11 protein-coding genes and 18 tRNA genes are annotated in these 14,772 nt (G+C 41.3%); all 29 read left to right on the forward strand.

Annotation, left to right across the window (positions count from 1 at the left end; translation table 11 throughout):
- The first annotated feature begins 50 nt into the window (after positions 1-50).
- Positions 51-139: transfer RNA gene (locus HRJ06_RS21190), tRNA-Leu, on the forward strand.
- 15 nt (positions 140-154) lie between these two features.
- Positions 155-231 (forward strand) — tRNA-Arg (locus HRJ06_RS21195).
- A 6-nt stretch (positions 232-237) separates the two neighbouring features.
- A tRNA-Pro gene (locus tag HRJ06_RS21200) sits at positions 238-314 on the forward strand.
- A 14-nt stretch (positions 315-328) separates the two neighbouring features.
- Positions 329-404 (forward strand) — tRNA-Ala (locus HRJ06_RS21205).
- Between the two features lie 19 nt (positions 405-423).
- A tRNA-Met gene (locus tag HRJ06_RS21210) sits at positions 424-500 on the forward strand.
- A 7-nt stretch (positions 501-507) separates the two neighbouring features.
- A tRNA-Ser gene (locus HRJ06_RS21215) sits at positions 508-600 on the forward strand.
- A gap of 181 nt (positions 601-781) precedes the next feature.
- Positions 782-855 (forward strand) — tRNA-Met (locus HRJ06_RS21220).
- 145 nt (positions 856-1,000) lie between these two features.
- Positions 1,001-1,074, forward strand: a tRNA-Met gene (locus tag HRJ06_RS21225).
- Positions 1,075-1,077: 3 nt separating this feature from the next.
- Positions 1,078-1,153: transfer RNA gene (locus HRJ06_RS21230), tRNA-Asp, on the forward strand.
- A 165-nt stretch (positions 1,154-1,318) separates the two neighbouring features.
- Positions 1,319-1,391 (forward strand) — tRNA-Phe (locus HRJ06_RS21235).
- Between the two features lie 13 nt (positions 1,392-1,404).
- A tRNA-Tyr gene (locus HRJ06_RS21240) sits at positions 1,405-1,488 on the forward strand.
- A gap of 13 nt (positions 1,489-1,501) precedes the next feature.
- Positions 1,502-1,575: transfer RNA gene (locus tag HRJ06_RS21245), tRNA-Trp, on the forward strand.
- Positions 1,576-1,587: 12 nt separating this feature from the next.
- Positions 1,588-1,663, forward strand: a tRNA-His gene (locus tag HRJ06_RS21250).
- Positions 1,664-1,683: 20 nt separating this feature from the next.
- Positions 1,684-1,758, forward strand: a tRNA-Gln gene (locus tag HRJ06_RS21255).
- A gap of 4 nt (positions 1,759-1,762) precedes the next feature.
- Positions 1,763-1,837 (forward strand) — tRNA-Cys (locus HRJ06_RS21260).
- A 45-nt stretch (positions 1,838-1,882) separates the two neighbouring features.
- Positions 1,883-1,956 (forward strand) — tRNA-Gly (locus HRJ06_RS21265).
- Positions 1,957-1,966: 10 nt separating this feature from the next.
- Positions 1,967-2,043: transfer RNA gene (locus HRJ06_RS21270), tRNA-Ile, on the forward strand.
- Between the two features lie 70 nt (positions 2,044-2,113).
- Positions 2,114-2,188, forward strand: a tRNA-Asn gene (locus HRJ06_RS21275).
- Between the two features lie 186 nt (positions 2,189-2,374).
- Positions 2,375-3,223 (forward strand): tyrosine-type recombinase/integrase, encoded by an 849-nt coding sequence (locus HRJ06_RS21280; protein ID WP_174734956.1) that lies wholly within the window; start codon positions 2,375-2,377, stop codon positions 3,221-3,223.
- A 132-nt stretch (positions 3,224-3,355) separates the two neighbouring features.
- Positions 3,356-4,120, forward strand: coding sequence for an exodeoxyribonuclease III (locus HRJ06_RS21285; RefSeq protein WP_174734957.1), 765 nt, complete (start codon positions 3,356-3,358; stop codon positions 4,118-4,120).
- A gap of 530 nt (positions 4,121-4,650) precedes the next feature.
- Positions 4,651-5,289 carry a transcriptional regulator CcpN gene (gene ccpN / locus HRJ06_RS21290; protein ID WP_174734958.1) on the forward strand — a complete coding sequence of 213 codons (639 nt, stop codon included), beginning with the start codon at positions 4,651-4,653 and terminating at the stop codon, positions 5,287-5,289.
- A gap of 14 nt (positions 5,290-5,303) precedes the next feature.
- Positions 5,304-6,122 carry a pyruvate, water dikinase regulatory protein gene (locus tag HRJ06_RS21295; protein ID WP_174734959.1) on the forward strand — a complete coding sequence of 273 codons (819 nt, stop codon included), beginning with the start codon at positions 5,304-5,306 and terminating at the stop codon, positions 6,120-6,122.
- Positions 6,122-8,794: a pyruvate, phosphate dikinase gene (gene ppdK / locus HRJ06_RS21300; protein ID WP_174734960.1), complete on the forward strand. Its 2,673-nt coding sequence runs from the start codon at positions 6,122-6,124 to the stop codon at positions 8,792-8,794. Before HRJ06_RS21295 ends, ppdK begins: the two co-directional genes overlap by 1 nt.
- A gap of 224 nt (positions 8,795-9,018) precedes the next feature.
- Positions 9,019-9,459 carry a DUF6376 family protein gene (locus HRJ06_RS21305; protein ID WP_174734961.1) on the forward strand — a complete coding sequence of 147 codons (441 nt, stop codon included), beginning with the start codon at positions 9,019-9,021 and terminating at the stop codon, positions 9,457-9,459.
- A gap of 240 nt (positions 9,460-9,699) precedes the next feature.
- Positions 9,700-10,662 carry a S8 family peptidase gene (locus HRJ06_RS21310; protein ID WP_174734962.1) on the forward strand — a complete coding sequence of 321 codons (963 nt, stop codon included), beginning with the start codon at positions 9,700-9,702 and terminating at the stop codon, positions 10,660-10,662.
- Complete coding sequence (locus tag HRJ06_RS21315; RefSeq protein WP_174734963.1) at positions 10,662-11,474, forward strand: endonuclease I family protein; 813 nt, start codon at positions 10,662-10,664, stop codon at positions 11,472-11,474. The genes HRJ06_RS21310 and HRJ06_RS21315 overlap by 1 nt, the downstream gene beginning before the upstream one ends.
- 513 nt (positions 11,475-11,987) lie before the next feature.
- Positions 11,988-12,506 (forward strand): sigma-70 family RNA polymerase sigma factor, encoded by a 519-nt coding sequence (locus HRJ06_RS21320; RefSeq protein WP_174734964.1) that lies wholly within the window; start codon positions 11,988-11,990, stop codon positions 12,504-12,506.
- Complete coding sequence (locus HRJ06_RS21325) at positions 12,499-13,575, forward strand: DUF4179 domain-containing protein (RefSeq protein ID WP_174734965.1); 1,077 nt, start codon at positions 12,499-12,501, stop codon at positions 13,573-13,575. Before HRJ06_RS21320 ends, HRJ06_RS21325 begins: the two co-directional genes overlap by 8 nt.
- Before the next feature lie 358 nt (positions 13,576-13,933).
- Complete coding sequence (locus HRJ06_RS21330; protein ID WP_174734966.1) at positions 13,934-14,770, forward strand: deoxyribonuclease IV; 837 nt, start codon at positions 13,934-13,936, stop codon at positions 14,768-14,770.
- Positions 14,771-14,772 lie beyond the last annotated feature (2 nt).

Genomic DNA, 14,772 nt, shown 5'->3' on the forward strand with positions numbered 1-14,772 from the left:
CCAAGGTGGGGGTCGCGGGTTCGAATCCCGTCTTCCGCTCCAGTGACTTAGCCGGGGTGGCGGAACTGGCAGACGCACAGGACTTAAAATCCTGCGGTAGGTGACTACCGTACCGGTTCGATTCCGGTCCTCGGCACCATCCATCTTAAATAATGCGCCCGTAGCTCAATTGGATAGAGCATCTGACTACGAATCAGAAGGTTGTAGGTTCGAATCCCGCCGGGCGCGCCATAATTTCGGGAAGTAGCTCAGCTTGGTAGAGCACTTGGTTTGGGACCAAGGGGTCGCAGGTTCGAATCCTGTCTTCCCGACCATTTTCAAAATATATGGGGCCTTAGCTCAGCTGGGAGAGCGCCTGCCTTGCACGCAGGAGGTCAGCGGTTCGATCCCGCTAGGCTCCACCATATTATAATTCAAATATTTGGCGGTGTAGCTCAGCTGGCTAGAGCGTACGGTTCATACCCGTGAGGTCGTGGGTTCGACTCCCTCCGCCGCTACCATTTATTTGGAGGAATACCCAAGTCCGGCTGAAGGGATCGGTCTTGAAAACCGACAGGCGGGTAACACCGCGCGGGGGTTCGAATCCCCCTTCCTCCTCCATTTTATTTACTTTGAATGTTACATCTCTTTTAACTATTATCGTCGCGGGGTGGAGCAACAAGCGTTACTTCATGAATTTTCTGCGAGTTGTACCGATCGATCAGCACCTTGTTAGGCCTTATGAGATCGGGACAGTCAAATGCTTACTAAGAGCATAATATTTCTATTTACTTATTATCGTCGCGGGGTGGAGCAGTTCGGTAGCTCGTCGGGCTCATAACCCGAAGGTCGCAGGTTCAAATCCTGCCCCCGCAATTTTTACGGTTTCGGTACTAATTGAACCGTAGTTTTTAAAACAATCGTTATCTTACTGAAATAGTGTGAGTTGGTACCAACAGCAGATTGCATAGGTATAGCGATTGTCCTTACTAGGAAAACTTTCAATATCGTTTTTTATCGTCGCGGGGTGGAGCAGTTCGGTAGCTCGTCGGGCTCATAACCCGAAGGTCGCAGGTTCAAATCCTGCCCCCGCAATATGGTCCCGTGGTGTAGCGGTTAACATGCCTGCCTGTCACGCAGGAGATCGCGGGTTCGATTCCCGTCGGGACCGCCATTTTTAAAAACAAATTAATATGGCTCAGTAGCCCAGTCGGTAGAGCAACGAGCATAATCTTCATGATTCGCTGCGAGTTGTACCCAGCGAGCCGCATCTCGAGTAAGCATTCTGAGGTGGGGACAAAGCTTTAAAAACTGAAATTAGGTATGTATACTTTAATATGGCTCAGTAGCTCAGTCGGTAGAGCAAAGGACTGAAAATCCTTGTGTCGGCGGTTCGATTCCGTCCTGAGCCACCTTGATATTAACGGAGGGGTAGCGAAGTGGCTAAACGCGGCGGACTGTAAATCCGCTCCTTCGGGTTCGGCAGTTCGAATCTGCCCCCCTCCACCATCTTTAAATAAATAGGGGTATAGTTTAAAGGTAGAACAGAGGTCTCCAAAACCTCCAGTGTGGGTTCAATTCCTACTACCCCTGCCAATAATGATTATGGCGGTTGTGGCGAAGTGGTTAACGCATCGGATTGTGGTTCCGACATTCGTGGGTTCGATTCCCATCAGTCGCCCCATTTTTCAACATAAATATTAATGGGCTATAGCCAAGCGGTAAGGCAACGGACTTTGACTCCGTCATGCGCAGGTTCAAATCCTGCTAGCCCAGCCAACAAGGCAACATAGCCAAGTGGTAAGGCCAAGGTCTGCAAAACCTTTATTCCCCGGTTCAAATCCGGGTGTTGCCTCCAGAGTAATTAATAATAGCTATGTGATTCTTAATATAAATTCACTATGCGGGTGTAGTTTAGTGGTAAAACCTCAGCCTTCCAAGCTGATGATGTGAGTTCGATTCTCATCACCCGCTCCATTATTTTAATGGGCCTATAGCTCAGCTGGTTAGAGCGCACGCCTGATAAGCGTGAGGTCGATGGTTCGAGTCCATTTAGGCCCACCATTTAATTTTATTTTCGTTATTATGTATAAAAAAGTAACGGGGTAAGATATTATTAGTACAATGCTATTATTCCGCAGTAGCTCAGTGGTAGAGCTATCGGCTGTTAACCGATCGGTCGCAGGTTCGAGTCCTGCCTGCGGAGCCAATTTTAAAACCATCTGCAACGAATTTGGAAGAGGTTTAGATCCTCTATTTGATTTATAGTTATAGAGGAAACTAACCGTATTCTGGTTAGTTTTTTTTGAATATGGTTTCGCAGAAGTTGATTTTAATGAAGATATAATATAAGATATAAGTAAGCATTAGCAACTATATAAGAGGGGTGATAAAAGTGAAAAACACTGGCGGAGATAGCAGTCATAATATAATGGTGGATTTTGAAACATGGTTGGTTAATCAGGGTAAGGCAGGAAGTACTATACGGACTTATACAGCAGTTCTGGTTAAGTTTGAGGCTTGGCTAAAATCAATTGGTAAAAATCTTATGAATACAACAAATGATGACGTTCAATCATATATGGATTATCTAGAGGCACAACAGAAAAATCCTGGAACAATTGAGAAGTATCTCGCAGCCATAAGTGTTTATTCACGTTTTACAGAAAATCCCCAGCTAGTTGTTGATATACAGAGGAAAGAAAAGGCGGATGAAACAGACTTGCCTGAAACATTAAACACTAAAGAAATTAAAGAACTCCTAGATCATATAGAAGCAGATGGGAATCAGAGAAATATTGTGATAACTTACCTTCTATTGCATACGGGTATCCGAGTTTCCGAACTTTGCGAGTTAAACCGTTCAGATATCGAACTCGAAGATGGCAAGGGCAAACTAAATGTTCGTCATGATGGTGAAATTGAGCGAGTGATCCCCCTATCTAAGGAGGCGATTTCCCGTCTTGAACAATATCTTGAATCAACTGAAAATCAGGAAGACGCTTTATTTCTGTCGAGTGTTAATAAACGGATTTCTCCGAGAGCGATCCAATATATGCTTGAGAAATATAATGTGAATCCTCACAAGCTGCGCCATACCTTTTGTAGGCAGCTAATCAAGAAAGGTGTGGATATCAACACTGTTGCGAAGCTTGCGGGTCACCGTGATGTAAACGTGACAAAACGATATGCGGTTGACTTAAAGTTGAATCTCGATGATGCTATCGATCAAGCTTTTTCTTAATGACACACACGGATGCATTGTCATGGCCGCTTCTAACGAGGAGCGGCCTTTCTATTGGAAAAAGTCAACTTAAGAGAGTAAAATAGCGGAGGTACGTGATACAGACCAACTAGGGGATAGAGGAGAACATCAATGAAATTGGTTTCTTGGAATGTAAATGGGCTTCGTGCCTGTACGGGTAAAGGGTTTTTGGATTATTTTAAAGAGGTTGATGCTGACATCTTCTGTATACAAGAGACTAAGCTGCAAGAAGGTCAAATCAGGCTTGAATTAGAGGGGTATTCGCAATACTGGCATTATGCAATTAAAAAGGGGTATTCAGGCACAGCTATTTTTACAAAAGTAGAGCCAGTATCTGTCCGTTATGGGATTGGAATTGATGATTATGACAGGGAAGGCCGTGCCATAACTATAGAGTTTAAGGATTTTTATTTGGTTAATGTCTATAGTCCGAATGCTCAGCGGACACTTGCCCGTTTGGATTTTCGGTTAAATTGGGAGGACAAGCTAAGAGAATACCTGGTCGAACTTGATGGTATTAAACCAGTGGTTCTGGCCGGTGATTTAAATGTCGCCCACAAAGAGGCTGATTTAAAGAATCCCAAATCTAATAAGCAAAATTCTGGTTTTACTGAAGAAGAACGCGGTAAAATGACGGAATTGCTGGATAGCGGATTTGTTGATAGTTTTAGGTTTTTAAATCCTGATCAAAAGGATGCATATACATGGTGGTCGTATATGAGTAGGGTAAGAGAGCGTAATATTGGCTGGCGAATTGATTATTTCATTGTTTCCCAAAAATTAGCTGACTTAATTAGTGATGCTAGGATCCATTCAGGTATTATGGGCAGCGATCACTGTCCCATTTATTTAAATTTAGAAATTAATAAAGATTAATTGCAAGCAGTTTCCTGTATAGGGGGACTGCTTTTTTTTAACATAAGAATGTATAAAATATTTGACATTAACTACTGTCTAACTTCAGCGCCTAGCCGCTTTTTACCAAGAGTTGGCTTCCCTGAGTATGTTGCAAGGAAAAGGTAGGCTTCGAGCAGATCAATGTCGCTTCGGTCCGGATAATGAAGTAGTCAAAGAATGATTTCACACTCTGGCCTTACAGGGCTTGTCGGGGCTGTTTAAGGGACATGAACTTTTTTAGTTGTATAAATAATGATAAAAATTCTAAATTATTGGCGGTCGTACGCGGTAGCCTCATTCAGCCAAAGTCCCTGTGTATAATGGACTTCGGCTCTTCTTATTCTCAGCCTCTAGTCAATACGACACGTAATGTTTGTTAAAAAAAATACAAATTTAAGGTTTCTGGTTGAAATTAATTATAATATACTATATCTTAAATAGTGTAACACATTAGCAGAATGATATAATAAGTATAACATATATGGTTGAATCAGAAGGTGGTGAGGATCATGAAACTGTCGAAACGCCAAGAAGAAATTTTAGAAATCGTTAAGCAAGAGGGACCCATAACTGGGAAACAGATTGCGGATAAGCTGTCTTTAACTAGGGCAACTCTCCGTCCAGATCTAGCTATATTGACAATGGCTGGGAGCCTTGATGCACGTCCGAGGGTTGGCTATTTTGTGAACGAGGAACGGCAAATGAAAATGCAGGCGGCGGAGTTTACAAGTCAGCAGGTGAAGGATTATAAAGCCCATCCTATTGTCATTCAGAAGTCAGCTTCAGTTTACGATGCCATTGTTCAGCTTTTTCTAGAAGACGTGGGAACACTTTATGCGTTGGATGAAGAGGGCTTATTAGCAGGTGTAATTTCCAGAAAAGATCTTCTAAGAGCGGCAATTGGCAATAAAAACCTCGAAGGCTTACCCGTTAGTGTCATTATGACGAGGATGCCTAACATTGTAACAATATTTCCAGAAGAAACGTTATTCGATGCTGCCAACAAAATGATAAATAATCAGATTGATTCACTGCCTGTTGTACAAAAAGCAGACAATGTTGAAAATACATATAAAGTAATCGGAAGAATTACGAAAACGACCATCGCTAGAGCATATTTAGAGATTGCAGAAATGAATCCGGTATAGGGAGTGGGAGCCTTTTGAAGAAGAGAGAGACTGTATTTGTTGTATCCGACTCTGTTGGTGAAACAGCTGAGTTTGTGGTTAAGGCGGTTGCTACACAATTTAATGGGGGTAGGGTTGAAATTCAGCGCAGTTCCTATGTTGAGGATATTGAAGATATTGAAGATGTGATCACTCTTGCAAGCCATAGCCGCGGGATCATTGCATATACAATTGTAATTCCTGCTTTGAAGGAATACATGGACCGCCGTGCTAATGAGGAAAGAATTCGGGCGGTCGACTTGTTACACCCATTGATGGAGGCTTTCTCTGATAAATTCGAAAAGCAGCCCAATAATCAGCCGGGCATGATGAGAAAGCTTGATGAAGATTATTTTCGAAAAATTGAGGCGATTGAGTTTGCAGTTAAATATGATGACGGTCGAGACCCTCAAGGAATTAAGCGTGCAGATGTAATATTGATTGGAGTTTCACGTACCTCGAAAACACCGCTTTCTATGTATTTGGCTCATAAGCGGTTTAAAGTGGCAAACGTGCCGCTGGTCCCAGAGGTTACACCTCCTGATGAACTGTTTGAAGTACCGAGAAAGAAATGTGTAGGATTAATTATTTCACCTGATAAATTGAATGAGATACGCAAGGAACGATTAAAAACAATGGGACTCACCTCTGAGGCCAATTATGCGAGCTTTGACCGAATTCTTGAGGAATTGGATTATGCTGAGAAAATTATGAAAAGAGTTGGCTGTCCGGTTATAAACGTGTCAAACAAAGCGGTCGAGGAAACCGCAAGCCTAATCTTAGATATCTTTAAACGCGAAAGGAGCACAATATAATGCAGAAATTCGTCTATTTATTTAATGAGGGTAATAGCAGCATGAAAGAACTGCTTGGAGGTAAGGGGGCAAACCTTGCCGAAATGACAAAGATCGGTCTTCCTGTACCTGATGGGTTCACTATTTCAACTGAAGCCTGTACTGCTTATTACGAAGAGGGGAAAACTATTCCTTCAGAGGTGAAAGCCCAATTACTTGAAGCACTTTCAAATCTCGAAGATAAAACGGGCAAGAAACTGGGTGATCCTAAAAATCCTCTGCTTGTTTCGGTCAGGTCCGGTTCTGTATTTTCGATGCCAGGCATGATGGACACGGTTCTTAATTTAGGCATGAATGATGAAACAGTAAAAGGGATGGCCGAGCTGACAAATAACGCCCGCTTTGCCTATGATTCATACCGCCGTTTTATTCAGATGTTTTGTAATGTGGTATTAGATATTGATGGGTTTTATTTCGAACAGTATCTTGAGGAAATCAGAGAAGACAAAGGATATTCTACGGACCCTGAAATGACCGCTGAGGACTGGCAGGAATTAATTGTTGGCTATAAGAAAATCGTTAGAAAACACATAAAGCAAGATTTTCCCCAGGATCCAAAAGAACAGTTGCTTCTTGCCATTGATGCTGTTTTTAATTCTTGGAATAATCAGCGGGCGATCATATACCGCCGTTTAAATAAGATTCCCGACCACCTGGGTACAGCTGTTAATATTCAAAGCATGGTATTTGGAAACACTGGAAATGATTCTGGAACAGGGGTGGCGTTCACTCGTAACCCTTCCACTGGAGAAGCAAAGCTTTATGGTGAATATCTGATTAATGCACAAGGGGAAGATGTAGTTGCCGGAATAAGAACGCCCCAACCTATTCACACGCTTAAAAATGAAATGCCAGAGGTGTATCAGCAGTTTGTGGAAACCAGCAATCTGTTAGAGCAGCATTATCAGGATATGCAGGATATCGAATTTACGGTTGAACATGGCAAACTCTTTATATTACAGACGCGAACAGGCAAAAGAACCGCTCAGGCGGCGATTCGGATTGCAGTAGAAATGGTGAAGGAGGGAATCCTTGATAAAAAAGCTGCATTAATGAGGGTTGATCCTGATCAATTAAACCAGCTTCTTCACCGGAGGATTGATGATTCCTATCAGCGCAAGCAAATTGCAAAAGGCCTTCCAGCATCACCAGGCGCAGCAACGGGCATGGTTGTATTTGATGCAGATGAAGCCGAGGATCTAGGCAACGAAGGAAAAAACGTGATCTTGGTTCGAGCTGAGACCACTCCAGATGATATTCATGGGATTATTGCTGCTCAAGCCATCGTAACAAGCAGAGGCGGAATGACCAGTCATGCGGCTGTAGTAGCCAGAGGAATGGGAAAGGCATGCATTTGCGGCTGTGAAGCCTTAAAAATTGACGTAAAAGCGAAGCAATTCCGTGTCGGAGATACTGTTGTTAACCATCACGACATCATTACAATTGACGGGGCAACAGGTGAAATTATGCTTGGAGAAATTCCAATGATTGAGCCAGAACTTTCAGCTGAATTCCAGCTGCTTCTTACTTGGGCGGATGAAGAAAGAAAGTTAGGTGTACGTGCCAACGCAGATAACCCGGAAGATGCGCATAAAGCTGTTGAATTCGGAGCAGAAGGAATTGGCCTGTGCAGGACCGAGCATATGTTTATGGATTCGAAAAGAATTCCAACTGTTCAAGAAATGATTTTGGCAGAAACCTATGAGGAGCGCAAGGCTGCTCTTGATAAGCTCCTTCCTATGCAACAGAGCGATTTTGAAGGGATTTTAGAGGCAATGGAAGGTCATCCTGTTACAATTAGGCTGCTGGACCCGCCTCTTCATGAATTTATGCCAGATAAGGAAGAACTTTTAGTGGAGGTAACAAAGCTGCAGATCCTTGATCCGAATTCTGCTCAATTAAAGGAAAAGGAGCAGTTGCTGCGAAAAGTTCGCCAGCTTGACGAGTTTAATCCAATGCTTGGACACCGCGGCTGCCGCCTTGGGATGATACACCCTGAAATTTACATTATGCAGGCTAAGGCAATCTTTTATGCTGCTTCGACCTTATCTGAAAAGGGAATTAAGTCAAAGCTTGAGATAATGATTCCGCTTGTTGGGCATGTAAATGAGCTAAAGGCTATGCGTAAACTGGTCGTCGAGGCTGGACTTGAAGTGAAAGAAGAAACAGGCTGTGACTTTGATTATATGGTTGGAACAATGATTGAAATTCCCCGGGCAGCTATAACTGCAGATCAAATTGCAGAGGAAGCGGAATTCTTCTCTTTCGGAACAAATGACTTAACTCAGACAACCTTTGGGTATAGCCGTGACGATGCTGAAGGGAAATTCTTGCAGGCTTATATTGAGAATAAGGTTCTTCCTGATAACCCGTTTGCTGTGTTAGACCGTGATGGGGTTGGCAAACTGATCGAAACAGGTGTCACTCTTGGCAGAAAAACAAAGCCCGAGCTTAAAACAGGTATTTGCGGGGAGCATGGCGGAGAAAAAAGCTCAATTCAATTCTGTTATGAAACAGGCCTGGATTATGTTAGTTGCTCTCCATATCGCGTACCAGTTGCCCGCCTTGCTGCTGCACAAGCAACCATACAGCATGAGCAAAATAATAAAAGGCAGGCAGGAGTAACAGTTTAGAAAATGAAGTGGTATGGTGGAAGGGTTGGTATCAAACTTCCATCTTACGATCATATAAAATGATGTGAAGGCTGTCTTTTTCCAAAGGCAGCCTTTTTGAAAGCTTACAATGATAGGTGTTTTCTGAATTATTGTGGGGCTGCGCAGCAAATATATTTTTGGGGCTTTTTGAATCTTTTTAATGCTGCTATTCGTATTACTATTAATGAGGAAGGAGTCTATTCATGAAAAAAATTTATTTGGCTTTTATTATTGCTCTATCAATGCTATTAAGTGGATGTTCTTTTTTAGGTGAAGTAAATGATTCAATCCAATATGTAAATAATACAACTGATCATGTTAATAAATTAACGGCATTTGCGGAGGAAGCTCCTCAATTAATTAAGGATGCTGCCACTGTTCCGGCAGTTAAAAAGGAACTGGAAACACAGTTGATCACCTTAAAAGGGGATATTGAAGAGTTTATTTCAACAAAAGAAATCCCTGCTGTCGCAGAGAAGGTCCATCAAGAATTAGTTGCGAAAAATGAAGCCTTACTAACGGAGATTAATAGTCTGTTGGAGAATGGCAACTTAGCTTTAGATAAGCTTGAAAACTCACAAATCGTAAGCACTATCACCGATGTTTCTAGCTTAATGAATCGAATTGAAAATCTTGTACAATAAAGGGTCCTCTTAGGGCTCTTTTTTAACTTTAAGATGTCCTGGTCGGCTTAGGCCATAAAGGGAACCCCCTTTCACTTTGATATATGTACTTAACTTATTTTAGATTTGTGACTTTTGAATTATTAATTTGCAGCATGCCAGCCGAATATCACTCCAAAGGATACTGTTGATAAACAATCAGAATTGTTAGAATAAGGTTGTATCATCGAATCGCTTTAATTATCCGAAGGAGGGAATGAAATGGAGCAATATGTTCGTGTGATACCCTATCAAACTTTGGAGGTAAGTGAAGAGGTTGTTGAAGTTCCTGACGGGGTCAAATTAGTACAAGCCCCAGAGATCTGGAGAGAGACGAAAGGTAAAGGTATCACAATCGCCGTGCTGGATACAGGGTGTGATGCAACTCATCCAGACTTAATGAATCGCATTTCAGGCGGCAGAAATTTCACAGACGATGATAAAGGGAACCCTGAATTATTTAAAGATTATAATGGACATGGCACACATGTGGCAGGAACGATCGCGGCTGGTGAAAATGGAAATGGTGTTGTTGGAGTCGCTCCGGAAGCTAGCCTTCTAATTGTAAAGGTTCTCGGGAAAAATGGTTCGGGCAAGTACGAATGGATTATTGATGGGATTGACTACGCAGTCGAACAAAAAGTTGATATTATTTCCATGTCGCTTGGTGGTCCTCAGGATGTCCCTGAGTTGCATTCGGCAATCAAAAGGGCTGTAGAGAACAATATTTTAGTTGTTTGTGCAGCAGGAAATGAAGGGGACGGCACCGAGTCAACAGATGAGTTTGCCTATCCGGGCCGCTATAACGAGGTTATTAGTGTAGGTGCAATAAATTTCGAACGAAATTCTTCCTATTTTACTAACTCCCATAATGAAATAGATCTCGTTGCCCCTGGAGAAAAAATCCAGTCAACCTACTTGGATGGGAAGTATGCGAGATTAAGCGGAACTTCAATGGCGGCACCTCATGTTTCAGGGGCTTTAGCCTTAATAAAAGTACTTACAAATGAAACCTTTGACCGTAAGCTTTCTGAGACTGAATTATATGCTCAGTTGATTAAAAGAACCGTGCCGTTGGGGCACTCGCCTAAGCTTGAGGGCAATGGTCTTCTTTATTTAACTGTGCCAAAGCATCTTTCGGAAATATTCGCGGCAGCCGTTCAGGCTAAAATTGTGGGGGTCTAATGGATCCCGAATTATTTGGACGAGAGCAGTCAGAAGCGTTGAACCGGCTTGTAAAAGCCAGAAACAAAGAAGTGTATTATGATAGTACAGCTGATAGAAAAAACGCAGCGGAGTATTATAAGCAGGTTGATTTTAATAAAAGTGATGTGCAGGAACAGATGCACTTACTTTTGAAAGAATCTCACATTCACCAAGTAAGGTATGCCCCGCATCTTTATGTATATCCGTGGGTTGACCTGCAGGAAGATGGCAATCTGAAGAGCATATACTCCGGAAAGAAGATGGACCCAGCAGAAGCTATAAATCGAGATATCGAGCTTCTATCTAGATTAAGTCAAAGCGGCCAGGTTAATGACAGCGCTGAATTTACATTCAACTGTGAACATGTTGTCCCTCAATCGTGGTTTGGACGGCATAAGCCAATGAGGGGAGATGTGCATCACCTCTTTTCATGTGAGCCGTTCTGCAACAGCATGCGTGGGAATGCACCGTATCACGATTTCCCTTCTTATTCCCCTGAGGGTCATCTTTTAGGTATCAGGGAAGGCTGCGGGATGCTGGAAGAGAGTAAATTCGAGCCCGAATATGGAAAAGGAATCGTCTCTAGGGCGATGCTTTACTTTTTCATCAGGTATCCAAACGAATTGGATAAAAAAGCGGTAAATTTCTCTGTTTTACTGGATTGGCATTTTGCTTTTAAGGTTAATGTATACGAAAAACACCGAAACGCTGCTATTTTTGAAATTCAAGGAAACCGAAACCCGTTTATTGATTTTCCGGAAGAGGCAGAAAGCATGATTGAAAATGTATAATCCACAACACTCGGTCTTTAGGGGGAGTGGGTTGCAAACACTTAATACCAAGTAAAATACCATAGTAAATCACATGCTAAATCACAGATAAGAGGCTGGGACATAACTAGTTTCTAAAATAAGAAAAAAGGTGAAATCGACGTGGATTTCACCTTTTTTTTCATTTCAGTTCAATATTTTCAGATTTGGTAGAAATATGAGGGTTCGATGGAGACAGAAACATTCACTATTGACGAGAATTTGGTACAAAAATAAAAAAAGTAATTGATGAAATTTTTCAAACTTGAGTTTGGGATAAACTTAATATTTCTTATAGTATAGTTATAGATACATAGGAAAAAAGAGGAATAACATATTTGGCGAACGGGTGCAATAGTAAAGTTTGCCTTTAGAACTCTCCAAATTTAAAGCGGAATCAATGTTTTTTAAAAAAATTTTTAAAATATATTTAAGCCAATTGACAGTCTAATTTGTCTAATAGGTATAAGACAGAAAAGCAGAGGGGTGAGTCCTATGATTAGGCTTGTTCAGAAGGCCCAAAATGGGAATGATAAAGCATTTTTAAAACTGTTTCAGAAGTATGAAGTAGATATTTACCGGATGGCCTATGTGTATGTGAAAAACGAGAGTGATGCATTGGATGTTGTACAGGAAGTGGCGTATAAAGCATTTAAAAAAATAGATACCTTAAAAAATCCTGATTTTTTTAAATCATGGTTACTCAGAATTGCAATCACTTGTTCAATTGATGTAATTCGAAAGAACAAACAAGTTGTTCATTTGAAGCCAGAGTATAATGAAATGATAGGTTTAGAGGATGATGATATACCTCTCTCAATCACACTCCAAGAATTACTAGAACAGCTGAATGAGCATGAAAGAAGTATTGTTATGCTTAAGTTCTATGAAGGATACTCTTTTAAGGAAATAGCGGAGTTGGTAAACATGCCATTAGGTTCAGTGAAATCCGTGTTATACCGAGCACTCGCTAAACTTCGAAAAGAATGTAAGGAGGCTGATTTTTATGAGTAACCTCAAGCGTGAGATAGAAAAAATTAAGATTCCCAAAGGGTTACATGAACGAGCAAAGCTTGGTGTAAAACAAGCAAAACATGAGCGTGGAGGAAAAAACTTCCTGTTCAATAAACTAGTCATACCTGCAGCGGCATGCGTACTCATCGTTTCAACCTTATCATTTACACCTGTAGGAGCAGCCATTAAAGAGGCTTATGATAAAATATTTGAAAGTAAGCATATTGATGATCCAGGTCTAAAAGCTGCTCTAAAGGATGGCCATGGTCAAGTGATTACTCAAACATATTTTGATAAAGAAAATGAAATCACCGTTCATTTTGAGAATGTGATTACAGATAACGCTGAGACAAAGCTGTTATTTACTTTTGAAAGTGAAACAACAAATTTAGAGCCTTATTATATCGATATCTTTGAAGGCTCCAGCAAAATGTTTATCGTAACGGAAGATGGAGGAAGAAAAGAACTAAAGAATATCGGTTGGGGTAGCAGACACTATAATAAAGAAGAAAACAAAGTAGCTACAGCATTATCCTTTGATTCTATTAAGGAATATGAAGGTCAAGCCATTCGCTTAGAAATTGAAGATATCACAATCTGGAATGAGGGGATGGATGAGATTAAAACAGTATGGCCGGTCTCATTTACACTTGATAAAACCTATATCACTGATCGTGAAATTGTTGAGCTAAATAAAGAATTCACGTTTGAGAACGAAACATATACAATCAAGCAAGTCGAGTATTCAGAACTAGAAACAAAACTTATTATTAAAGGCTCTGATATGATCTATACAGATGAAGATGGCGTTCAATATCAACAGAAGAGCAAGCTAGAGTTGCAATTTTTGAACGCAAGACAAATCAACCCAGGCTCTGGTTATACCGTTGCTGAAGGTAAATCGGGTGTGTTCTTAAATGCATCAGGCGAAAGAATCAATCCAAACTTCAGTAAGGGCGAAGTGGATAGCGAACTAGGTACATTTATAATGGTCTTTGCACCAGTTAAGGACCGTTCAAATCTTGTGCTTGAGGTTGGGGATGATATTAAGATACCGCTGTCAAAATAGGTAGGACCTAAAGCGCGTTGATCCGAGGAGGGTTGGCGCTTTTTGGGCTAGAGTTAAACAATAAATATTGTTAAGGTAACGGGTGCACTAGCTGAACAAGGATTATTGCGATGGCAGAACATTGTGTTATTGAGTATCAATTTAGTATTAGCATAAAAAAGTGTAAAAGGAGTAGAGTGTAAAAAGGTAAGCTATTATCCAACAGGTACTGTAGTTTAGCAGTATGTTTTATTATGGGAGTGTTCGGTCCATACGTCACTTAACGGACACTTGCGCTTGTGTTCTTTGCTGCTAAAAAGTATATTATTACCTCGAATTCCTCATTCTAAATGAAAAGAGGAAGAGCGGAAGGTGTTTTATGAAATTTGGCTGCCATGTGAGCATTAGGGATGGATATTTAGGAGCAGCAAAGCGGGCAGCCAGCATAGAGGCGGATGCTTATCAGTATTTCCCTAAAAATCCTCGGAGCCTCACGATTAAGAACTATGATAAAGAAAATGCAAATGCGTGTAAGGAATTTTGCTTGGAAAAAGGTCTTTTTTCGATTTCTCACACTCCTTATCCGACCAGTCTGACACCGACTTCTGATAAAAAGCAGCTGACAATTGATTCACTGCTCAATGATTTGGAGATTACAAACGCATGCGGATCGGTTGGCATCGTTGTCCATTTTGGGCATCGAGTGGACAGTGATGATCCATTGGCAAGCTACCATTTAATGATCGAAATGCTGAATGAGGTTTTAAGGCAATGGGATGGTGAGGCACTGATCCTTATGGAAAACAATGCAGGCGCGTCTGGAACGATGGGTACTACCATGGAGGAATTGGTTCAGGTTAGAAGCCTTTGTAACTACCCAGAAAAAATCGGCTTTTGTCTGGACACATGCCATGCGTTCGCAAGCGGGATATGGGAGGGAACCAATTCTCAAGAGTTCCTTCAAAAAGGCAGAACTTTAAGTTATTTAGAGCATCTAAAAGCAATCCACTTTAATAACTCTAAATACCCTGCCCGGTCAGGGAAAGACCGGCATGCTAATATTTTTCAAAAAGGACATATTAAGGAAGAGCAGTTTAACAGCTTAATTACGTCACCACTGCTGAAGGAAATACCTTTGATCTTAGAGACTCCTTCAGATGAAGGAGTTACACATGCTGAAGAGTTAGGCTTGCTTAAGCAAAAATGGGGCTCTTAGAA

The organism is Mesobacillus harenae (genome assembly GCF_013343715.1).
GTDB classification, from domain to species: domain Bacteria; phylum Bacillota; class Bacilli; order Bacillales; family Cytobacillaceae; genus Mesobacillus_A; species Mesobacillus_A harenae.